Here is a 20,460-nt window from a genome sequence, read left to right on the forward strand (position 1 = left end):
CGGCATCAGCCGATACGGCTGGCCCCGACGCGGTCGGCGCCGTCGGCGGCGATACGGTTGACGCCGACACGATCCGCGCCATCGGCGGCGACGCGATTGGCACCGACACGATCCGCACCATCGGCGGCGACACGATTGGCCCCGACGCGATCCGCGCCATCGGCGGCGACGCGATTGGCACCGACACGATCCGCACCATCGGCAGCGATACGATTGGCCCCGACGCGATCCGCACCATCGGCGGCGACGCGATTGACGCCTACGCGGTCGGCGCCGCCTTCGGCCACCAGCGGCGCAGCGCCGGATTGAACGGAAGACTGCGGCAAGGCGAAGGCACTAGCGGACAGGGCGGCGATAACGAGGCTGGCGAGGATGTGCTTTTTCATGGTCAGGCTCCGGGGCGGGCTGGAAGGTGGCTACGGAACCTATGCTACTCGCACGAAATTGATAAAAAAGCGCAAATAAACAATCTAAACAATCGAATCAGCAGATACAAAGCTGAAACAAAACCCCGCTCCAAGGTTTCAGTCAGGTAATTCGACGGGAGGGAAGCGCAGGGCCAGGCCGCGCTCGCCGCGTGACTAGACGCGGCTGCCCGGGGTACGGCGTGCGTGCTTCTGCTGCAGGATCAGCGAGGCTTCGTTGTAGGCCGTCTGGAAGGCGTCGCTGCCGATCCATTCCACCGCCGCGTCCTCGTCTTCATCGTGGAAGATCCCGCGATAGACGATCAGCAGACCCATCATAAAGTCGGTGGCCGCATCTTCCGCTTCCTCGGCGACCACCAGCTCCAGCACCGGGTACTGCAGGAACACCAGACACAGCGCCAGCAGACTGATGCCCTCGCCGACCCGCATCGCCTGGAACAGGTCGTCGAAGTCCGCCGGGTCGAAACCGTTCTCCTCGATGTCCTTGAAGTCGAAGGTGCTCAGGTCGATGGCGACATCGTCGAACGGCTCGTCGATCAGCGGATTGGCCAGCAGCGGATGCACCAGATTGGCCTTGGGCTTGCCCACGCGGTTCTGCTTGGCCTTGGCCTTGGCTTTGGCCCGCTGGGCGCGCTTTTTCTGTTTATCCGGGGAGGCCATGGCGGCGGGTTCCTTGTTCGAGACAGCCATATGCATGGCCCAGGTTGATCGGGGGCATATTGTAGGCGGGTCTTGGCTGGGGGCGTTGGGGGGCGGGGATTATTTCTGCCTTATCGGCCGTTACCGGCCAAGAGCAAATCCTCACGACAGGCAGCTATTGGCCAGAAGCGGTCAGTCACGACAGGTAGAGTTTGACCCAGAGCTAACGCTCGGCAGAATCAATACCGTGTCCCCGATTATTTCGTCCCCGATTATTTCGCCGATTATTTCCTGTCCCCGATTATTTCCTCTTCATCCTTTAACATGCCATGAATTCCCATAAATTGAATATTCAGGAAGTGATCATTTCGTATTAGCACGTTAATCTGGTCTTTTCTGAACATCACCTGCCTGGCGTTAACTGATCCATCCCAAGTCTGGAACAGGAAGGTTTCTGCGACTTCAAAACCAATGCCCCACCAATGCACGAATACATTTAAGAACGAGGTCATCACCTGGAGTGCTGCCTTAGCATCCTCATCGGTGTAGAGTTCTGGATCATCACCCAGTAGCTTTGGCTTCGGGTCCCGTCCTTTTCGGGGTTCTGACTGTATCGCGGAGTGCCTGATGATGCCATCTAGACCGACCTCGGTCTCAACTGAAATCGACTTGATTGTGATCTTTGGATGGACCATGGAATTTCGGTTCTTGATAAGATTCCTCACTGCCTGAACATCAGAGTCCCCAGCCTCTAGGCAGTGTTCAGTGTGCCACTGGAGGACAAAATCAAATTTATCAATTGTTGAGAGCTTATCAATCTTGTCCTTCAAGCCTTTAGTCATATTTATTGATTGAAGAAATGAATTAGCTGCTGCCTCAATCGCGTAGTTCACAGACAAAACTGAGGACTTAGCTAGCGCACTGTTCAGTTCTGCGCTCTCGCACGCTATCGCCGCCTCATAGAGCAGAACCGCGTCCGAGAAAATCAGCAAGAAATTATTTTCTCGCACTGTAACTTTACGAATCATCTCCCCTCCCATTATCTCAAGCTCCCCCATATGAATCCGTGAACGCAGGGTGGTAGCGTGAACTGCCCATTTTTCATACAACTTCAGGATTGGTCGGGTTGGGTCAACAGACGCCGATTCAACGCCTGAATCGCCCTCAATTTCTTAGGCACCTATGAGCGAAGCAAACGACATTTTTCTACCAGAGTTGGCCCCTTGATGATCGGCCGCTTCTTTCCAATTTCAGGCTGTTGCAATCGGCGACTCCCGGTCAAAAGCAGACAAGTCTGTGCCAAGTCGAATGGAGTTCACGTGAGGGTTGAATGGCTCTATGAAAGCTGGGCCGACTCATCTCTGTGCTGCAACTCGTTCTAATTGCTGAATTGCAGCCTTGGGTAATTCCATCCGCAGGCTTTCGCGATATTGCTCTGCTGGCGCTTCGTGGGTGACCTCGACGGCAGCATCGTAGTTTTCTCGAATGACCGCCTCTATTTCAGCAATGTCGGCGCGGAAGAACTCCTTGCGCCCGTTGACCTTGTTCAGGCGGCCGGCCGCAAAGCGTTCATGCAGCTTCGCTTCCAACGCTGGGGCGTTATCCGAGAAGACCATTGCATGCACGTCAAACCAGAACGGCACCGACGCATCACCCAGTTCATCGACGCGATCCATTGGCTCCAGGCGGCGGGTCATACCGATCTTGTATACCCCGTCCCCGAATGCCCCGACGTTGGATATCACATAGACGTAGCCGGCTTTGGCGTTCTGTTCGCGATAGTCGATAAGCTTCTCTTCGCTCTCCAGCGCAGCGCGGCCGGCTTCAACCTCTGCCAGCTTTGCCAAAAGCGGCGCGCGTTCCTCTTCCGACTGTGCCTTGTCCAGGCGAGCCTGTAGCTCACGCATAGCGGTCGTGAAGTGTTTGCGCTCCTTAGCGATCTTCTCCCGGGCGGCGCGAATCTCCTGCTCTAGCTTCTGCTGTTCCCGCAGCTCTTCTCGGGCGCGCTTGGCTTCTTCCTTTTCCTCCTGCTTCTTGACCTGGAACTCATGGGCAAGGTGCAGTTCGTCAATCTTGAGACTCAGGTATTTCCGCGATAGCTCAACGGACATAACCCTGCCAAGACGGTTGCAGGTTTCAAAGGACTTGAGAATGCGCTTCTCGCCTAGCTCTACGTTGTCGAACTTTACGTTGTCAACGCAGTAATCGGCTTCGTTGTTGAACGATCGGAGCACCAACTTGATCATGTCGTTGACAAGCTTACGACCCTCAACTTTGCTCCCGTTCACCTCCCAATTGGTGTTTCCGCTAGCGGCGGACCCGCTCTTGATCATCGCTTTCTGTTGTTCGCGGACATTCATTAGGCGGGATTTGTATTCATGGCTGGAGTTTAGCTTGAACTTAGGTTCGTAGAGCGCAAAGCTTTCAAGAAGCAATGTCTCCTCCCATACAAGGATCTCCTTTTGTAAATCAGAAGAGCGTTTCGCGAGCGCAGCTACATCTTGCTCAGTGCTCTGAACTTCCTGGCGCACAGCGGCAAGCGTTCTCTTCTCCTGAATAATCAGATTCTGGACTTCTACGGCGTCCATGGCGCCGATCTTCCTGGTGAGTGTCTGTAGTTGCACATAACGCGCCTGAAGATCAGTAAGTTGGATGTCTAGATCATCAGCACGCTTCCGGTGCTCAGGACCTTTCCAGTAGTCACTAAAGGGCATGCGGGTCCTTCCTCGTAAATTGATCGAATGGTTGCTCAGTTCTGAATTGCAACCTGGAAGACTTTATAGCGCAACCGAGCCGCATTGGTCGCCCCGTAAGTGTTTATGGCCAGAAAAATTCTGACACCCTGCCCTGACGATACCGCCCTTCAAAGGCGTGTACCTATTTCGCCCCGGAGAAAAATTATTTAATACACTCGCAACGTCCGCTTCTGGCCGTTCTCCGCCACTCGCACCTCCCCACCTACTGATCGAGTCAGCAACAAGCAGCGCTCATTTTCCAGGCAAATTGACCGGTCAGACGGAGGTAATTTCGCTTCCCCCCTCTTCCCAATCCATCGCCAGCAAGCTGGCGCCTACCCACTCGGCAGAACCAGGCACACCTCCACCCCACCCTCGACATTGCCGATGCGCAGCTCGCCGCCATGCAGCTCGGCCACTTCCTGGACGAAGTTGAGCCCCAGGCCGGTGCTTTTGCGGCCGCTGCCGGGGCGCGGCAGGGAGTAGAAGCGTTCGGTCAGGCGCGCCAGGGCGTAATCGGGGATCGCCTGGCCCTGGTTGAACAGGCGCAGCCACACCCGCTGGCCCTGGCGTTCGGCACCGATGCGGATCGTGCCGCCGGGCGGGGTGAAGTCCAGGGCGTTGTCGAGCAGGTTGGCCAGCGCCTGGCGCAGCAGAAAGCGTTCGCCGCGCAGGCTCAGGTTCGCCGGCACGGCCTGCTCGACCCGCAGGTCGGCGGCGAGGATGCGCGCCTGCTGCGCCTGCAGCAGTTCGTCCACCAGCGCCGCCAGCGGCAGCGCCACCCGTTCCTCCAGGCCCTGACGCTGTTCCACCTGGGCCAGATGCAGCAGGCGTTCGATCAGTTGCTGCAGGCGCGCGCTTTCCTGCTGGATATTGGCCACGAAACGCTGGCGCTGCGCGGCCGGCATCTCGCCGTCGAGCAGTTCGGCGGCGCCGCGGATGGCCGCCAGCGGGCTCTTCAGCTCGTGGGTCAGGGTGTGCACGTAGCGCTCGACGTAGGCCTTGCCCTCCAGCTCGGTGCGCATGCGCTCCACCGCCACGGCCAGCTGGCCCAGCTCGCCGCCGCGCACCCGTGGCGCCTCGGCGCGACGCCCCTCGCTGACCGCCTGGGCATAGCGGGTGAGCTTGCCCAGCGCGGCGCCGAGCCACCAGGACAGCGCCGCGCCGATCAGCAGACCGAGGCCGATCAGGCCGGCGCCGAGCCAGCCCAGGCGGGTCTGCGAGCGCTCGATATAGGGCTGCAGGCTGCGGTTGGGCTTGGCCACCGAGACCACGCCGATGATCCGCTCGCCGTCCTTGATCGGCGCCGCCACGTACATCACCGAGGAATCCGGATCGCTGGGGTCTTCCCTGGTCGAGCGCGCGCCGTACTCGCCGCGCAGGGTCAGCAGCACGTCGTTCCAGCGCGAGTAGTCCTGGCCGACGGCCTGGCCGCTGGAGTCGAGCAGGACGATGCCCCGGGCGTCGGTGACGTAGATGCGGTGGTTGACCTGGGCCTTGCTCACGCCCCAGATATTCGCCCCGGGCTGGCGCCGGCCGTAGGCCTCCAGCGCCTCGGGCAGGCGGCTGTGCTGCAGGCTGCCGGCCTTGACCTCGTCGCGCAGAATCTCGGCCAGCAGGTTGGCGGTGTCGACCAGGGTTTCCTCGGTGCTCTGGCGCACGCCGGGGCGGATCTCGTCCATCACCGTGCTCAGCACGAACCAGCCGGCCAGGCCGACGAAGAGGAAATAGACGAGAAAGATGCGAACGCCCAAGGGCATGGTTCAGCCCTCCGGATCGTAGCTGTAGCCCAGGCCGCGGTGGGTCTGGATCGGCTCGGCGGCGGCCGCCACCGCGCGCAGCTTGGCGCGCAGGCTCTTGATATGGCTGTCGATATTGCGCTCGTAGCCGGCCTCGCTGGCCACGCCGAGGGCGTCGAGCAACTGCTCGCGGGAGAACACCCGCCGCGGCTGGCCGAGCAGGGTCTGCAGCAGGCGGAACTCGTGGCGGGTCAGGGCCAGGGGCTGGCCGTGGAAGGCGATCTGGTAGCGCGCCAAGTCGAGGCGAAAGGGCCCGGTCGCGGCGTTATCCACAGGCGCGGCGGCGCGTGGTGCCACCCGTTTGAGGATGGCCTTGACCCTGGCGGCCACCTCGCGCGGGCTGAACGGTTTGACCACGTAGTCGTCGGCGCCGATCTCCAGGCCCACCACGCGGTCGATCTCCTCGCTGCGCGCGGTGAGGAAGATCACCGGCACCTCGGAGAAGCGCCGCAGCCGCTTGCAGGCCTCGAAGCCGCTGATGTCCGGCAGGCCGACATCGAGTATCGCCAGGTCGAAGGCCTGGCTTTCCAGCAATGCCAGCGCCTCGCCGGCGAGCGTCACCCAGCGGGTGGCGAAGCCTTCGGCCTGCAGCGCGTAGACCAGGGTATCGGCAATCGCGGCTTCGTCTTCGACTATCAGTATCTGCGGCATTGGGCGTCCTGCTCGGCGGGGCGGTCACGGCCGGCAGACTGCGCCAGCCCGAACAGCCCGTCAAGGCGGGGCAATCGATGCACAGAAACTGGGGATGGCGCTGTGGATAAGCTTGGAGCAGTTGGCGCCGGGCCAGATGGTGCCTGGCTCTGCGGCGGCTGGCTGATTTCTGCGCGGCGCCGAGCATTCAGGCGAGACAGCGGTGCGCATCGCGCCCCCCAGGGGCGTTCACAAACCCACAGAAGCTGGGGGCCAAGTTGTTGATAACCTTGGAGTAATGCGCTGCAGGCGGCGCTGGCCGGGGGCTGCGGGCGATTGTGCGATTTGTGTACGGCGAGGGTGGCGCAGGGTTAGTCACAGGTGCTGCGTGCGGCGCCCCTCAGGAGCCCTGGCTATGCACAGATACTGGGGACGGCGCTGTGGATAAGCTCGGGATGCCCGCCGCCAGGCCCGGCGCCGCGGGGGCTGCGCCGGGTTGGCGGTTTTCTGCGCAACGGCGCTAGCCGAGCTGGAAACGCCCGGTGTTCTGCGCCAGGCCCTCGCTGCCGCGGCGCAGTTGTTCGGCGGCGCTGCTCACCGCCTGGGCGCCGTCGAGCAGCTGACCGGCGGCCTGATCGACCTGCTGGATATTGCCGCTGACCTCGTCGGCGGTGGCGGCCTGCTGTTCGGCGGCGGTGGCGATCTGCGCCAGGCGGTCGCTGACCCGCTGCACCGACTCGACTATGGCCTGCAGGTCGTCACCCATGGCCAGCACGCTGCCGATATCGCCGTCGGCCTGGCTGCAGGCCTCCTCCATCAGGCTCACCGACTGGCCGACCACGCGCTGCAGGTTGTCCACCGTCTGGGCGATTTCCTGGGTGGAGTCCTGGGTGCGTTTGGACAGCGAGCGCACCTCGTCGGCGACCACGGCGAAACCGCGCCCGGCCTCGCCGGCGCGCGCCGCCTCGATCGCCGCGTTGAGCGCGAGCAGGTTGGTCTGCTCGGCGATGCCCTTGATCACCTCCACCACACGGTTGATCTGCTGGGTCTGCTCGCGCAGCTGCTGCAGCGCCGCGGCGCTGTCGCCCAGGCGGCTGCTGAGTTGGCGCATGCTGGCGCTGGTGCGGGCGCTGCGCTGGTTGCTGCCCAGCGCCACCTCGCGGGTCTGCTGCGCCTCCACCGCAGCCTGCTCGCAGCTCTGCGCCACGCTCTGCGCGGTGGCGGCCATCTGCGTGGCGGCGGTGGCGATCTGGCTCATCTGCGCCTGCTGCTGCTCCACCGCATCCAGCGCGTCGCGGGCCTGGCCGCCGAGCAGCTGCACCGTGTCGTCGAGCTGACGGCTCTCACGGCCGACGCCCTGCAGCGAGTCGCGCAGCTGCGCCACGGCGCTGTTCAGCGCCTGGGCGATGGAGGCCAGGTCGTCGGCGCCATGCACCTGCATGCGCACGCGCAGGTCGCCGTCGCGCAGGCTTTCCGCCGCTTCGATGATGCCGGCGGTGCTACGGCGGATCGAGGCGTTGAGGCACAGCAGCACGTAGAGCGCCAGCAGGGTGAGCAGGACGAAGGCGCCGATCACCTCGACCATGGTCAGCAGCGCGCGCTGGCGATGCTGCCCCAGGCTCGCGGCGAACTGACCGTAGACCGCCTGCTGCAGCCCCTGCAACTGCGCCTCCAGGGCCTCGACGCGCTGGACGAACTGCTCCGGGGTCAGCGCCATGGGGCTGGCCCCGAACATGTCGCGGTCGATCTGCGCGAGGAACTGGTCGAAGCCGGCCAGCGCCGCCTCGAACGGCCCGGCCAGCTGGCGCATGGCCTGCGGCGCCTCGCGCTGCAGGGTGCTCTGCGCCTTGATCAGCTGCGCGCGCTGCTCGTCGAGGCCGCGGCGCAGGTCGCGGATCAGCACCCGGCTCTGCAGGGTGAAATGCTGCGACACCACCGCGCCATGGCCCTGGGCGGCGAAGGTGCCGAGCTGTTCGAGCAGGCGCGGCAGGATGTAGGTGAGCTGCTCCATCATCAGGTAGGTGGCCAGGCGCGGATCGAGGATCAGGCCGCTGTCGGTGGCCACCTGTTCGCGCAGGGCGAGCAGGTGCAGCAGGGTCTTCTGGTAACGTTCCAGCGCATCCGGTAACGCCACAGGGGCCAGGGCCTGGGCCTGAAGTCCAGCGCGTTCGGCCTGCAGCGCCTGGAAATGTTCGCGCGCCTGGGCGCCGATCAGCACACTTTGCAGCGGCGCGGCGGCTTGCTGCAGGGCCTCGTCGAGCTGCGCCTCGCGCTGGCGCAGCAGCCCCTCGGCGGCGTTATCGGTGCCCTTCCAGCGCGCCAGCAGGGTGCGCTGGGCGATCAGCTCGCGCTGCACCAGGGCCATGGACTGCAGCGCCTGCGCGCCCTCCAGCTCGTGGTCGATGGCCTGCAGGCGACCCAGGTAGTCGCTGCCGATCACCCACAGGGCGTAGCCCAGCGGCAGGGCGAACAGCAGGAACACCAGCTGAAACTTGCGCGCGAAGCTGAACCGCTCCAGCAGCCGCACACCCGGTTTGAGTACTCCAGTCATCGCGACACCTCAACGAGTTCCACGGGCCCTCGCGGGCCAGGTAAGAAACTGCATCAAGCAAGAAACAGGCCGCCATCCTGGAGCACTCGGCGACCGCGGGCAGGGGGCTATGGCCCCGTGCCCGCAGTCTAGGTTCTGCACGAAAAGTGCCTGCGCTCGGTGATGCTTCGTTAAAAATCGGTTCGGAATGCTCATGTACAGCTCGTACACTCCGCTTCCTCACCGATTTTTGCCTTGCCTGACCTTCGCTCGACGACTTTTCGTACTGAACCTAGTTCAGCACTGCGGCCGCTCGCGGGTGTAGCGTTCGGCAGGGTTCACCGCCGCGCCGAAATCGCGCAGGGCGCTGGCGCCGATCAGCAGGGGGTAGTTGAAGGTGCTGCGGTCGGTGAGGTTGACCTCGATGGTGCGCTGCTCCTCGCCCAGGCACACCGGCAGCTCGATCACCGGGCGCTGCGAGGCCGCCGCCGTCTTCAGCGGCTGGCCGGCCAGCTCCTCGCTGCGCGTCTTGATCTCGGCGATGCGCACCAGCGGGTGCTCATGCACACGCTGCTCGGCGCCGTCCACCGCCAGGCGAAAGCGCACCCAGTCCTCGCCATCACGCTCGAAGCGCTGGATGTCCTTGGCCGACAGCGAGGCGGTCATGGCGCCGGTGTCCATCTTGGCCTTGAGGGTCTGGCCCAGCTCGGGCAGTTCGATCAGCTCGTAACGGCCGTACAGCGTCGGTTGCTGAGCGGCCAGGGCCGGCAGGCTGAGCAGCGCGGCCAGCAGGATCGGGACATGGTTCAAGGTCGGTACTCCTGTAAGGGGATAGACCGGATTTCCGACCGCCCGCGGCGCCACCCTGTTCCCCGGACGGCGTGACAAGGTGTTACCAAGCAGCCCGCCGCCGCCCTTGGAGGCCGCGCCGCGCCTTGCTTATCATGGCCGGCCACCGCCCATCATGGAGTCGATATGCGCCCGCTGCTGACCGGCCTTGCCAACCTCGTGCTGTTGCTCGCCAACACCCTGATCCTGATCGGCCCGCTGCTGCTGATCGCCCTGGCCAAGTTCGTCCTGCCCGGCCAGACGGCGCGCGACGCCTGCTCGCGCGGGGTGATGTGGGTGGCCGAGTTCTGGGCGGAGAACTGCAAGCGCATCTTCGCCCTGACCACCCCGACCCACTGGGACATCCGCGGCAACGCCGAGCTGCGCCGCGATCGCTCCTACCTGGTGATCAGCAACCATCAGTCCTGGGTCGACATCCCGGCGCTGGTGCAGGCGTTCAACCGCAAGACGCCCTACTTCAAGTTCTTCCTCAAGCAGCAGCTGATCTGGGTGCCGCTGCTCGGCCTGGCCTTCTGGGCGCTCGACTACCCCTTTATGAAGCGCTATTCGAAAGCGTTTCTGGAGAAGAATCCGCAGATGAAGGGCAAGGACCTGGAGATCACCAGGGCCGCTTGCGAGAAGTTCAAGCGCCTGCCGGTGACCGTGGTCAACTACCTCGAAGGCACCCGCTTCACCCCGGCCAAGCAGGCGCAGCAGGGCTCGCCCTACCAGCATCTGCTCAAGCCCAAGGCCGGCGGCGTGGCCTTCGTCCTCGCCACCCTGGGCGAGCAGATCGACGCCGTGCTGGACGTCACCCTGGTCTATCCGGGCCAAGGCGTGCCGGGCTTCTGGGCACTGCTCAGCGGTCAGGTGGCGAAGGTCATAGTGGATATCCGGACCCGCGAGCTGGACCCGGCGCTGTGGCAGGGCGACTACGAGAACGACGGCGAATTTCGCCAGTACCTGCAGGGCTGGGTGACCCAGCTGTGGCAGGACAAGGACGCGCGCATCGCGCAGATTCGCGCCGAGGGCGCGTGACGCCGGCACGAAAAAAGGGAGCCCGCAGGCTCCCGAAAAAAGGCGCGGACCAATGCGCCTGGCCGTAGCACCAACATTGAATCGAGGCGGACGGGCACGCGGCCCGTCCACCGTGCAGCGCAGCGCGATCAGGCCGCGCTGAAGGTCTTGTGCGGGTCGATGACGAATTTCTTCGGCACCCCGGCATCGAACTCGTGGTAGCCGTTGGGGGCCTGGTCCAGGCTGATGACCTGCACGCCGACCACCTCGGCGATGTTGATGCGATCCCACATGATGGCCTGCATCAGCGCACGGTTGTACTTCATCACCGGGGTCTGGCCGGTGTGGAAGCTGTGCGACTTGGCCCAGCCGAGGCCGAAGCGGATGCTCAGGGCGCCGATCTTCGCCGCCGCGTCCACCGCGCCCGGGTCTTCGGTGACGTAGAGGCCGGGAATGCCGATCTTGCCGGCCACGCGGGTGACCTGCATCAGCGAGTTGAGCACGGTGGCCGGGGCCTCGTGCTGCACGCCGTCATGGCCGTGACCGCGGGCCTCGAAGCCCACGCAGTCGATGGCGCAGTCGACTTCCGGCTCGCCGAGCAGCGCGGCGATCTGCTCATGCAGCGGGGTGTCCTTGGACAGGTCGGCGATCTCGAAGCCCACCGCCTTGGCATGGGCCAGACGCACCGGGTTGACGTCGCCGACTATGACCACGGCGGCGCCGAGCAGACGCGCCGAAGCGGCGGCGGCCAGGCCGACCGGGCCGGCGCCGGCGACGTAGACGGTGCTGCCCGGGCCGACGCCGGCGGTGACCGCGCCGTGGTAGCCGGTGGGCAGGATGTCGGACAGGCAGGTCAGGTCGCGGATCTTCTCCATGGCCTTGTCGCGATCCGGCAGCTTGAGCAGGTTGAAGTCGGCGTAGGGCACCAGCACGTATTCGGCCTGGCCGCCGGTCCAGTCGCCCATGTCGACGTAGCCGTAGGCGCCGCCGGCGCGGGCCGGGTTGACGGTCAGGCAGACGCCGGTGTGTTGTTCCTTGCAGCTGCGGCAGCGGCCGCAGGCGACGTTGAACGGCACCGAAACCAGGTCGCCGATCTGCAGGCGCTCGACGTCGCGGCCCTTCTCGATCACCTCGCCGGTGATCTCGTGGCCCAGCACCAGGCCGACCTGGGCGGTGGTACGGCCGCGCACCATATGCTGGTCGGAGCCGCAGATATTGGTGGAAACCACTTTCAGGATGACCCCGTGCTCGATCTTCTTGCCGCGCGGGTCCTGCATTTTCGGGTAGTCGATCTTCTGCACTTCGACCTTGCCCGTACCGAGATAAACCACACCACGATTACCAGACATGCGTCACTCTCCTTTGTTGTTGTGGATACAAGACGCGACCGACGGGCCGCGCGGCCTTGCACTGGAGCTTTTCGTCTGTTGCCGGACACCGCCGGTGAAGCCTGGCAGAGCGGTGACCCTAGGGTGCGCCGTGCGCACCTATGTTCTTGCGTGATACCCGGTGCGCGCGGCCTAGGCGGCCCCGCGACAGGCGATGAGTCAGGGGTTGAGCACCACCGTGCGGTTGGCGTTGAGGAACACGCGGCGGTCGATGTGGTAGCCGACGGCGCGGGCCAGGGTCAGGCACTCGATGTCGCGGCCCTTGGCGATCAGGTCCTCGGGATAGTGGGCGTGGTCCACCGCCTCCACGCCCTGGGCGATGATCGGCCCCTCGTCGAGGTGGTCGTTGACATAGTGGGCGGTGGCGCCGACCAGCTTGACCCCCTTCTGATAGGCCTGGTGGTAGGGCTTGGCGCCCTTGAAGCCGGGCAGCAGCGAGTGGTGGATATTGATCGCCCAGCCGTCCAGCTTGCGGCACAGCTCGGGCGACAGCACCTGCATGTAGCGGGCGAGCACCACCAGCTCGGCGCCGGTGTCCTCGACCACCTGCATGACCTTGCGCTCCTGCGCCGGCTTGTCGGCCGGGTCGAGCGGGAAGTGGTGATAGGGGATGCCGTGCCAGCGCGCCAGCGGTTCCAGATCCGGGTGGTTGGACACCACCGCCACCACGTCCATGGCCAGCTGGCCGATGCGCTGGCGGTAGAGCAGGTCGTTCAGGCAGTGGTCGGCCTTGGACACCATCAGCACCACCTTGGCCCGGTAGCCCGGCGGGGTCAGCTCCACCTGCATGGCGAAGGGCGCCAGGCGCTCGGCCACGCCGGCGCGGAAGGCGGCCTCGTCGAAGCCGTCCGGCTGGCGGAACTCGACGCGGATAAAGAAGCGCGAGGACAGCCGGTCATCGAAACTGTGGTGCTCGGTGACGTAGCAGCGCTGCTCGAACAGAAAGCGCGTCACCGCATCCACCGTGCCGAGCACGCTCGGGCAGTGGGCGGTGAGAATCCAGGTATCGGGGGTGCGGCTCATGTCGATCTCCAAAGCGCAACGACGTAGGTTGGGCTGAGCTTGCGAAGCCCAACAGGGGGTGCACGGCGCTCCCTGCGGCCTTCCGGGGCTCCCTGCGTTGGGCCTCGCTGCGCTCGGCACCAACCTACCCAGAGCCCCTTGTCGATCAGGCTTCTACCGCCAGCCCGTACTCGGCGCTGGCGTCCTGCAGCCACAGCCAGAAGTAGTCGGAGAAGCTGCGGCGGATCAGCAGTTCCCAGGTTTCCTCGGCGGTATGACGGATGATCAGCTGCGACTTGGCGAACACCGTGCCCACCGCCTTGCCCACCGGGAAGTTGCTCGGGTGCACGTCGTAGCTGCTGGACTTCATCAGCAGCTCGCGCACCTTGGGCCCGGACAGTTCCAGCAGGGTCTGCCCGCCGCTGACGTTGACCACCGAAATGTGCTGGCCGGCCAACGCCTCGCGCAGCTTGGCCTCGACCTCGAACTCCGTGCCGCCGGGCACGATCAGCAGCCACTCGTCCGGGCCCAGCCACTGCAGCGAGCTGTCGCCGCTGGCCACCAGGGTCAGCGCCACCGGCAGCTCCAGGCCCAGGGCCTTGTGCACGCCGCCGGCGAACTCGGCATCGTCGGCGTCGCCACGCAGGATCAGGTGACCCAGCAGCTTCTTCTCGCGCAGGGTCACCCCGGCGCGCTTGGGGCCCTTGCCGGCCAGCTCGTGCAGGCCGGCGTGGTGCAGCGGCGATTGCCCGGCGATGTCGGCGGGGCGTTGCTGGTAAACGTTCACGTTAGACATTCTGGCGATCCCCTTTCGGGTCATAGAACACGGGGCTGACGATTTCGGCTTCGATCACGCTGCCATCGGCCAGCGGCGCGAACACGCGCTCGCCGATCCGCGAGAGGCCGCCCCGCACCAGGGCCATGGCGAAGCTGTAACCCATGGCCGCGCTCATGTAGCTGGAGGTGACGTGACCGACCATGGTCATCGGCACCGGCTGCTTGGGGTCGAACACCAGCTGCGCGCCTTCGGGCAGGACCTTGTTCGGGTCCAGGGGCTTGAGGCCGATCAGCTGCTTGCGGTTTTCCTTGAGGCAGTCCTCGCGGTTCATGCCGCGCCAGCCGATCCAGGAGAACGGCTTGGTGCGACCGACGCACCAGCCCATGCCCAGATCGTCCGGGGTCACCGAGCCGTCGGTGTCCTGGCCGATGATGATGAAACCCTTCTCGGCACGCAGCACGTGCATGGTCTCGGTGCCGTAGGGGGTCAGGCCGTGCTTCTGGCCGGCGGCGATGATCTTCTCCCACACGCCGAGGGCGTAGTTGGCCTGCACGTTGACCTCGTAGGACAGCTCGCCGGTGAAGGAGATGCGGAACACCCGCGCCGGTACGCCGCCGACCTTGCCTTCCTTCCAGCTCATGAAGGGGAAGGCGTCTTTATCGAGATCGATATCCGTCACTTCCGCCAGCAGCTTGCGGCTATTGGGGCCGGACAGGGTCATGGTCGCCCAGTGGTCGGTGACCGAGGTGAAGTACACCTTCAGCTCCGGCCACTCGGTCTGGTGGTAGATCTCCAGCCACTCCATCACCCGGGCGGCGCCGCCGGTGGTGGTGGTCATGACGAAATGGTTGTCGGCCAGACAGGCGGTGACGCCGTCGTCGAAGACCATGCCGTCTTCCTTGCACATCAGGCCGTAGCGGGCCTTGCCCACGTCCAGCTTGGTCCAGGCGTTGGTGTAGACGCGGTTGAGGAACTCGCGCGCATCCGGGCCCTGGATGTCGATCTTGCCCAGGGTCGAGGCGTCGAGGATGCCCACCGCGTTGCGCACCGCCAGGCACTCGCGGGCCACCGCGGCGTGCATGTCCTCGCCGTTCTTGGGGAAGTACCAGGGACGCTTCCACTGGCCGACGTCCTCGAACTCGGCGCCGTTCTCCAGGTGCCACTTGTGCATGGCGGTGTAGCGCTTGGGCTCGAACAGCTCGCCGCAGTGACGGCCGGCGATGGCGCCGAAGGTCACCGGGGTGTAGTTCGGGCGGAACATGGTGGTGCCCATCTCGGCGATGCTGATGCCCAGCGAACGCGCGGCGATGGCCAGGCCGTTGATGTTGCCCAGCTTGCCCTGGTCGGTGCCGAAGCCCAGCGCGGTGTAGCGCTTGACGTGCTCGACCGACTCGAAGCCCTCGCGGGTGGCCAGCTCGATGCCGGCGGCGGTGACGTCGTTCTGCTGGTCGACGAACTGCTTCGGCGCCCGCGCGGTGCCCTTGTCGTGCGGCACCTGGAACAGCGCGACCGCGGCTTCCTCGATGCGCTTCTCGGCCTTCGGCAGGCTGCCGGCGACGGCCTTGAAGCCGGCTTCGGCGGCGGCCTTGGCGCCGGCCTCGAAACCGTCGGCGAGGCTGTCGCCGAGGCCGAACACGCCGTTGACCGCACCGGCGCAATAGCGCTTCTGGAAGCCTTCGCCGGGGACGAAGGCGAGGATGTCTTCACGCCACAGCGGACGGCCGCCGAGGTGCGAGGCAAGGTGCACCACCGGGCTGTAGCCGCCGGAGCTGGCGATCAGGTCGCAGTCGAGCATTTCGCCGGGGCTGCTGACCTTGTGCTTGGCCAGGTCGATGGCGCAGATGCGCGCACCGGTGACGCGCTTGCTGCCGCGCGCCTCGACCACCGCACTGCCGGTGAGCACGCGCACGCCACGCCGGCGCGCTTCCTCGACCCAGCTGCCGCGCGGGTTGCTGCGCGCATCGGCGACCGCCACCACCTGCAGGCCGGCGTCCAGCCAATCGAGCACCACGCGGTAGGCGTAATCGTTGTTGGTCGACAGCACCAGCTTCTGCCCGGGCGCCACGCCGTAGCGGCGCACGTAGGTGGATACCGCATCGGCCAGCATATTGCCGGGCACGTCGTTGCCGGCGTACACCAGCGGCCGCTCATGGGCGCCGGTGGCCAGCACCACGCGACCGGCACGCACACGGTGCATGCGCTGACGCGCCTGGCCCATGGGCGCGACTTCGCCGAGGTGATCGGTGAGACGCTGATGGATGGTGAGGAAGTTGTGGTCGTGGTAGCCGTTGACCGTAGCGCGCGGCAGCAGGGTCACTTCCGGCATCTTTTCCAGCTCGGCGATGGCCTTGGCGGCCCATTCGGCGGCCGGCTTGCCGTCGAGGGTCTCGCGGGTGGAGAGCAGGCTGCCGCCGAACTCTTCCTGTTCGTCGGCGAGGATCACCCGCGCGCCGCTGCGCCCGGCGGCCAGGGCCGCAGCCAGACCGGCGGGGCCGGCGCCTACCACCAGCACGTCGCAGTGCTGGTTCATGTAGTCGTAGATGTCCGGGTCGTTTTCCTTCGGCGCACGGCCCAGGCCTGCGGCCTTACGAATGTACTTCTCGTAGGTCAGCCAGAGGTTCTGCGGGTACATGAAGGTCTTGTAGTAGAAACCGGGCGGCATCATGCCGCCGCCGACCTTGCCGAGAATGCCCATCAGGTCGGTGTTGACGCTCGGCCAGCCGTTGGTGCTGGCGGCCGTCAGGCCCTGGTACAGCGCCTGCTGGGTGGCGCGCACGTTGGGGATCTGGGTGGCCTCGCTGGAGCCGATCTGCAGCACGGCATTGGGCTCTTCGGCACCGGCGGCGACTATGCCGCGCGGACGCGAGTACTTGAAGCTGCGGCCGACCACGTCGACGCCGTTGGCCAGCAGGGCAGCGGCCAGGGTATCGCCGGCGTAACCCTGAAAGGTCTGACCGTTGAAGCTGAAAGTCAGGGGCTGGCTGCGGTCGATGCGGCCGCCCTGGGCAAGACGATTGACCTGGCTCATGCCGTTACTCCTTGGTCGACGGCCTTCTTCGCGGCGAGGGAGGCCTCAGTCACGCTGGGGCGCTCGCCGATCTTGTAGGTTTCGAGGATTTCGTAGCTCACCGTGTGACGGGTGACGTTGAAGTACTGGCGGCAGCCCGCCGCGTGGATCCACAGCTCGTGGTGGATGCCGCGCGGGTTGTCGCGGAAGAACAGGTACTCGCCCCACTCCTCGTCGGTGCAGGCGTTCGGGTCCAGCGGGCGGGCGATGTGCGCCTGGCCGCCGGCGTGGAACTCTTCTTCGGAACGCAGTTCGCCACAGTGAGGGCAGAAGATATGCAACATGCTCGGTACCTCCAGAAAACCATCGTCCCTCTCTCAGCGAGAGAGGGCGCCAAAATCAGTGCGCGACACCCGCCGCGCCGTGTTCGTCGATCAGCGCGCCGTTGTGGAAGCGCTCGATGGAGAACGCCTTGGCCAGCGGGTGCATCTCGCCCTTGGCCAGGCTGGCGGCGAACACGTGGCCCGAACCCGGGGTGGCCTTGAAGCCGCCGGTGCCCCAGCCGCAGTTGAAGAACAGGTTCTTCACCGGCGTCTTGGCGATGATCGGGCAGGCGTCCGGGGTGGTGTCGACGATGCCGCCCCACTGGCGGTTCATGCGCACCCGCGAGAGCACCGGGAACATCTCGACGATGGCCTGCAGGGTGTGTTCGATGGTCGGGTAGGAGCCGCGCTGGCCGTAGCCGTTGTAGCCGTCGATGCCGGCGCCGATGACCAGGTCGCCCTTGTCCGACTGGCTGATGTAGCCGTGCACGGCGTTGGACATGATCACGGTGTCGATGATCGGCTTGATCGGCTCGGAGACCAGCGCCTGCAGCGGGTGCGACTCCAGCGGCAGGCGGAAACCGGCGAGCTTGGCCATATGCCCGGAGTTACCGGCGGTGACCACGCCGACGCGCTTGGCGCCGATGAAGCCCTTGCTGGTTTCCACGCCGATCACCGCGCCGTTTTCCTTGCGGAAGCCGATCACCTCGGTCTGCTGGATCAGGTCGACGCCCAGGGCGTCGGCGGCGCGGGCGAAGCCCCAGGCCACCGCGTCGTGACGGGCGACGCCGCCGCGACGCTGCAGCGAGGCGCCGAGCACCGGGTAACGGGTGTTCTTCGAGCAGTCCAGGTAGGGGATCATCTCCGCCACCTGCTTGGCATCCACCACTTCGCCGTCGATGCCGTTAAGGCGGTTGGCGCTGACCCGACGCTCGATGTCGCGCATGTCCTGCAGGGTGTGACCGAGGTTGAACACGCCACGCTGGGAGAACATGACGTTGTAGTTGAGGTCCTGCGACAGGCCCTCCCACAGCTTCATGGCGTGCTCGTAGAGCTGCGCCGATTCGTCCCACAGGTAGTTGGAGCGCACGATGGTGGTGTTGCGCGCGGTGTTGCCGCCGCCCAGCCAGCCCTTCTCAACCACGGCGACGTTCTTCACGCCGAACTCCTTGGCCAGGTAATAGGCGGTGGCCAGGCCGTGGCCGCCACCGCCGACGATGATCACGTCGTAGACCGGCTTGGGCGTCGGGTTGCGCCACATGCGCTGCCAATTCTCATGGTGGCTGAACGAGTGCTTGAACAGGCCGAAGCCGGAATAACGTTGCATGGGCATGCTCCAGGGTTCTACTCCCCTCTCCCGCTTAAGGGAGAGGGGCCGGGGGAGAGGGTTGGCTTAGCGATACACCGGGTAATCCGCGCACAGCCCGGCCACCAGCTTGGCCACCTGCGCCTCGACGTCGGCATCGCCGAGGTGGTCGAGGATGTCGCAGATCCAGCCGGCCAGCGCCTCGCACTGGGCGACCTTGAAGCCGCGGGTGGTGACCGCCGGGGTGCCGATGCGGATGCCCGAGGTGACGAAGGGGCTCTGCGGGTCGTTCGGCACCGCGTTCTTGTTCACCGTGATGCCGGCGCGACCGAGGGCGGCATCGGCCTCCTTGCCGGTCAGGCCCTGCTTGATCAGGCTGAGCAGGAACAGGTGGTTGTCGGTACCGCCGGAGACCACTTCGAAGCCGCGCTCGACGAACACCCGCGCCATGGCCTGGGCGTTGTCGATCACCTGCTGCTGGTAGGCCTTGAACTCGGGCTCCATGGCTTCCTTGAAGCACACCGCCTTGGCCGCGATCACATGCATCAGCGGGCCGCCCTGGGCGCCGGGGAACACCGCGGAGTTGAGCTTCTTCTCGATCTCCTCGTTGGCCTTGGCCAGGATCAGGCCGCCGCGCGGGCCGCGCAGGGTCTTGTGGGTGGTGGTGGTGACCACGTCGGCGAAGGGGATCGGATTGGGGTACAGACCGGCGGCGACCAGACCGGCGACGTGGGCCATGTCGACGAACAGGTAGGCCCCGACCTTATCGGCGATGGCGCGGAACCGGGCGAAGTCCAGCACGCGCGAATAGGCCGAGAAACCGGCGACTATCATCTTCGGCTTGTGCTCGACGGCCAGACGCTCGACCTCGTCGTAATCGATCAGGCCGTTCTCGTCGATGCCGTACTGCACGGCGTTGTACAGCTTGCCCGAGGACGACACCTTGGCGCCGTGGGTCAGGTGGCCGCCGTGGGCCAGGCTCATGCCGAGGAGGGTATCGCCGGCATTGAGCAGGGCCAGGTACACCGCGCTGTTGGCCGAGGAACCGGAGTGCGGCTGGACGTTGGCGTAGTCGGCGCCGAATAGCGCCTTGGCGCGGTCGATGGCCAGCTGCTCGACCTTGTCGACGTACTCGCAACCGCCGTAGTAGCGCTTGCCCGGATAGCCCTCGGCATACTTGTTGGTCAGCCCGCTGCCCTGGGCCTCCATCACGCGCTGGCTGCAGTAGTTTTCCGAGGCGATCAGCTCGATATGGTCTTCCTGACGACGCTCTTCCTGGTCGATGGCGGCGAGCAATTCATCGTCGTAACCCTGGATCTGATCCTGCTTGCTGAACATCTCGATTCTCCTGCGGCGCCCGAAGGCAGCGGTATTGGACGGGGGCGCGAATGGCCTGTGCAGCGATGGTATGGCCGCCCCTGGCACCCCAGATGCCTGCCAACGCCGCAAGGGCATTCGTTTGCGACATGCCGCTGTCGCAAACAGGCGCGCCCTCTGCGGGGCCGCGCTACGCACAATTAACGGGGATCAAGCTGTGGATAAGCCGTGCGCAGAAGCCGCCGGGCCAGGCCCATCAAGGCCTGCCGTGAATCGTGTATTTATTGAACGATATCAAGCAGTTAATAGATCAGACCATGCACAGATACTGTGCACCAGGTTGTGCATAAGCTGTGATCAGTCGGCGCCAGCCCCTGCCGGCACTGGACTTGCCGCGGCTGGCCGAGAAACAGCCAGGCGCGGCGGCGCGGCGACTTATCCACCCGCGACAGCCGGCGTCAGGCTGCGGCGCGGTGGACTATGCACAGATGCTGTGGAGCAAACTGTGCATAGGCTGTTCGGCCCAGGCTGCAGCCCAGGCCGCGCAAGGCCTTCCGGCAATCGAGCAAAAATCGAGCAGAATCAATCAGATAGAAGATGCTTGTGCACAAATGCTGTGCGCCGTTCTGTGCACAGCCTGTGGGCAGGCGGCGCCAGGCCAGGCCCTGTAGGGCCTGGACCCGGGCGCGCGTTATTTGCTCAATCAAGCGGCAGAACCTGGAGCAGCCGCGGGGAT

16 protein-coding genes are annotated in these 20,460 nt (G+C 65.2%); 1 reads left to right on the forward strand and 15 read right to left on the reverse strand.

All coding sequences use genetic code 11. The features are described 5' to 3' along the window. Nucleotides 1-5 precede the first annotated feature (5 nt). The 8 genes from ACW9UL_RS20920 to rloA2 all read right to left on the reverse strand — a co-directional run bounded on the left by ACW9UL_RS20920 (nt 6) and on the right by rloA2 (nt 9,568). A complete protein-coding gene (locus tag ACW9UL_RS20920; protein ID WP_457788160.1) occupies nt 6-386 on the reverse strand; it encodes a phage infection protein in 381 nt (126 codons plus the stop codon). Nucleotides 387-581: 195 nt separating this feature from the next. Next, entirely contained in the window at nt 582-1,085 is a 504-nt protein-coding gene (locus tag ACW9UL_RS20925) for a hypothetical protein (RefSeq protein WP_457788161.1), read from the reverse strand. A gap of 263 nt (nt 1,086-1,348) precedes the next feature. Continuing rightward, the gene (locus ACW9UL_RS20930; protein WP_457788162.1) at nt 1,349-2,122 is read right to left on the reverse strand and encodes a hypothetical protein; all 774 of its coding nucleotides are present in this window, start codon (nt 2,120-2,122) and stop codon (nt 1,349-1,351) included. A gap of 297 nt (nt 2,123-2,419) precedes the next feature. Next, nucleotides 2,420-3,778 carry an SNIPE associated domain-containing protein gene (locus tag ACW9UL_RS20935; RefSeq protein ID WP_457788163.1) on the reverse strand — a complete coding sequence of 453 codons (1,359 nt, stop codon included), beginning with the start codon at nt 3,776-3,778 and terminating at the stop codon, nt 2,420-2,422. 356 nt (nt 3,779-4,134) lie between these two features. Beyond that, nucleotides 4,135-5,559, reverse strand: coding sequence for a two-component system sensor histidine kinase CreC (gene creC / locus ACW9UL_RS20940; protein ID WP_457788164.1), 1,425 nt, complete (start codon nt 5,557-5,559; stop codon nt 4,135-4,137). A 3-nt stretch (nt 5,560-5,562) separates the two neighbouring features. After that, complete coding sequence (gene creB, locus ACW9UL_RS20945) at nt 5,563-6,249, reverse strand: two-component system response regulator CreB (protein WP_457788165.1); 687 nt, start codon at nt 6,247-6,249, stop codon at nt 5,563-5,565. A 499-nt stretch (nt 6,250-6,748) separates the two neighbouring features. Continuing rightward, nucleotides 6,749-8,779 carry a methyl-accepting chemotaxis protein gene (locus tag ACW9UL_RS20950; protein ID WP_457788166.1) on the reverse strand — a complete coding sequence of 677 codons (2,031 nt, stop codon included), beginning with the start codon at nt 8,777-8,779 and terminating at the stop codon, nt 6,749-6,751. A gap of 276 nt (nt 8,780-9,055) precedes the next feature. After that, nucleotides 9,056-9,568, reverse strand: coding sequence for a retropepsin-like aspartic peptidase RloA2 (gene rloA2 / locus ACW9UL_RS20955; protein WP_457788167.1), 513 nt, complete (start codon nt 9,566-9,568; stop codon nt 9,056-9,058). 165 nt (nt 9,569-9,733) lie between these two features. On the opposite strand from rloA2, the gene yihG reads away from it, so the two are divergent. Beyond that, complete coding sequence (yihG, locus tag ACW9UL_RS20960; RefSeq protein ID WP_457788168.1) at nt 9,734-10,624, forward strand: 1-acylglycerol-3-phosphate O-acyltransferase, YihG family; 891 nt, start codon at nt 9,734-9,736, stop codon at nt 10,622-10,624. Between the two features lie 128 nt (nt 10,625-10,752). Here the strand turns inward: yihG and fdhA are convergent, their stop codons facing one another. The 7 genes from fdhA to glyA form a co-directional block, all read right to left on the reverse strand. Then, entirely contained in the window at nt 10,753-11,952 is a 1,200-nt protein-coding gene (gene fdhA / locus ACW9UL_RS20965) for a formaldehyde dehydrogenase, glutathione-independent (protein WP_457788169.1), read from the reverse strand. A 198-nt stretch (nt 11,953-12,150) separates the two neighbouring features. After that, on the reverse strand, nt 12,151-13,014 hold the full coding sequence (purU, locus tag ACW9UL_RS20970) for a formyltetrahydrofolate deformylase (protein WP_122110102.1): 864 nt from the start codon (nt 13,012-13,014) through the stop codon (nt 12,151-12,153). Nucleotides 13,015-13,159: 145 nt separating this feature from the next. Continuing rightward, the gene (locus ACW9UL_RS20975) at nt 13,160-13,789 is read right to left on the reverse strand and encodes a sarcosine oxidase subunit gamma (RefSeq protein WP_031303135.1); all 630 of its coding nucleotides are present in this window, start codon (nt 13,787-13,789) and stop codon (nt 13,160-13,162) included. Next, nucleotides 13,782-16,799 (reverse strand): sarcosine oxidase subunit alpha, encoded by a 3,018-nt coding sequence (locus tag ACW9UL_RS20980; protein ID WP_122110104.1) that lies wholly within the window; start codon nt 16,797-16,799, stop codon nt 13,782-13,784. The genes ACW9UL_RS20975 and ACW9UL_RS20980 overlap by 8 nt, the downstream gene beginning before the upstream one ends. Next, a complete protein-coding gene (locus tag ACW9UL_RS20985; RefSeq protein ID WP_021445212.1) occupies nt 16,796-17,122 on the reverse strand; it encodes a sarcosine oxidase subunit delta in 327 nt (108 codons plus the stop codon). The genes ACW9UL_RS20980 and ACW9UL_RS20985 overlap by 4 nt, the downstream gene beginning before the upstream one ends. 55 nt (nt 17,123-17,177) lie before the next feature. Next, complete coding sequence (locus tag ACW9UL_RS20990) at nt 17,178-18,428, reverse strand: sarcosine oxidase subunit beta family protein (protein ID WP_122110105.1); 1,251 nt, start codon at nt 18,426-18,428, stop codon at nt 17,178-17,180. 66 nt (nt 18,429-18,494) lie between these two features. Next, nucleotides 18,495-19,745, reverse strand: coding sequence for a serine hydroxymethyltransferase (gene glyA, locus ACW9UL_RS20995; protein WP_457788170.1), 1,251 nt, complete (start codon nt 19,743-19,745; stop codon nt 18,495-18,497). Between the last annotated feature and the right edge of the window lie 715 nt (nt 19,746-20,460).

It is taken from the genome of Pseudomonas sp. PL-6 (assembly GCF_054110165.1).

Coding starts and splice junctions, on each gene's coding strand:
- glyA (WP_457788170.1), bottom strand. CDS start 19,745: ATGTTCAGCAAGCAGGATCAGATCCAGGGTTACGACGATGAATTGCTC.
- ACW9UL_RS20985 (WP_021445212.1), bottom strand. CDS start 17,122: ATGTTGCATATCTTCTGCCCTCACTGTGGCGAACTGCGTTCCGAAGAA.
- ACW9UL_RS20925 (WP_457788161.1), bottom strand. CDS start 1,085: ATGGCCTCCCCGGATAAACAGAAAAAGCGCGCCCAGCGGGCCAAAGCC.
- purU (WP_122110102.1), bottom strand. CDS start 13,014: ATGAGCCGCACCCCCGATACCTGGATTCTCACCGCCCACTGCCCGAGC.
- ACW9UL_RS20975 (WP_031303135.1), bottom strand. CDS start 13,789: ATGTCTAACGTGAACGTTTACCAGCAACGCCCCGCCGACATCGCCGGG.
- ACW9UL_RS20990 (WP_122110105.1), bottom strand. CDS start 18,428: ATGCAACGTTATTCCGGCTTCGGCCTGTTCAAGCACTCGTTCAGCCAC.
- ACW9UL_RS20935 (WP_457788163.1), bottom strand. CDS start 3,778: ATGCCCTTTAGTGACTACTGGAAAGGTCCTGAGCACCGGAAGCGTGCT.
- fdhA (WP_457788169.1), bottom strand. CDS start 11,952: ATGTCTGGTAATCGTGGTGTGGTTTATCTCGGTACGGGCAAGGTCGAA.
- ACW9UL_RS20930 (WP_457788162.1), bottom strand. CDS start 2,122: ATGGGGGAGCTTGAGATAATGGGAGGGGAGATGATTCGTAAAGTTACA.
- yihG (WP_457788168.1), top strand. CDS start 9,734: ATGCGCCCGCTGCTGACCGGCCTTGCCAACCTCGTGCTGTTGCTCGCC.
- ACW9UL_RS20920 (WP_457788160.1), bottom strand. CDS start 386: ATGAAAAAGCACATCCTCGCCAGCCTCGTTATCGCCGCCCTGTCCGCT.
- ACW9UL_RS20950 (WP_457788166.1), bottom strand. CDS start 8,779: ATGACTGGAGTACTCAAACCGGGTGTGCGGCTGCTGGAGCGGTTCAGC.
- creB (WP_457788165.1), bottom strand. CDS start 6,249: ATGCCGCAGATACTGATAGTCGAAGACGAAGCCGCGATTGCCGATACC.
- ACW9UL_RS20980 (WP_122110104.1), bottom strand. CDS start 16,799: ATGAGCCAGGTCAATCGTCTTGCCCAGGGCGGCCGCATCGACCGCAGC.
- creC (WP_457788164.1), bottom strand. CDS start 5,559: ATGCCCTTGGGCGTTCGCATCTTTCTCGTCTATTTCCTCTTCGTCGGC.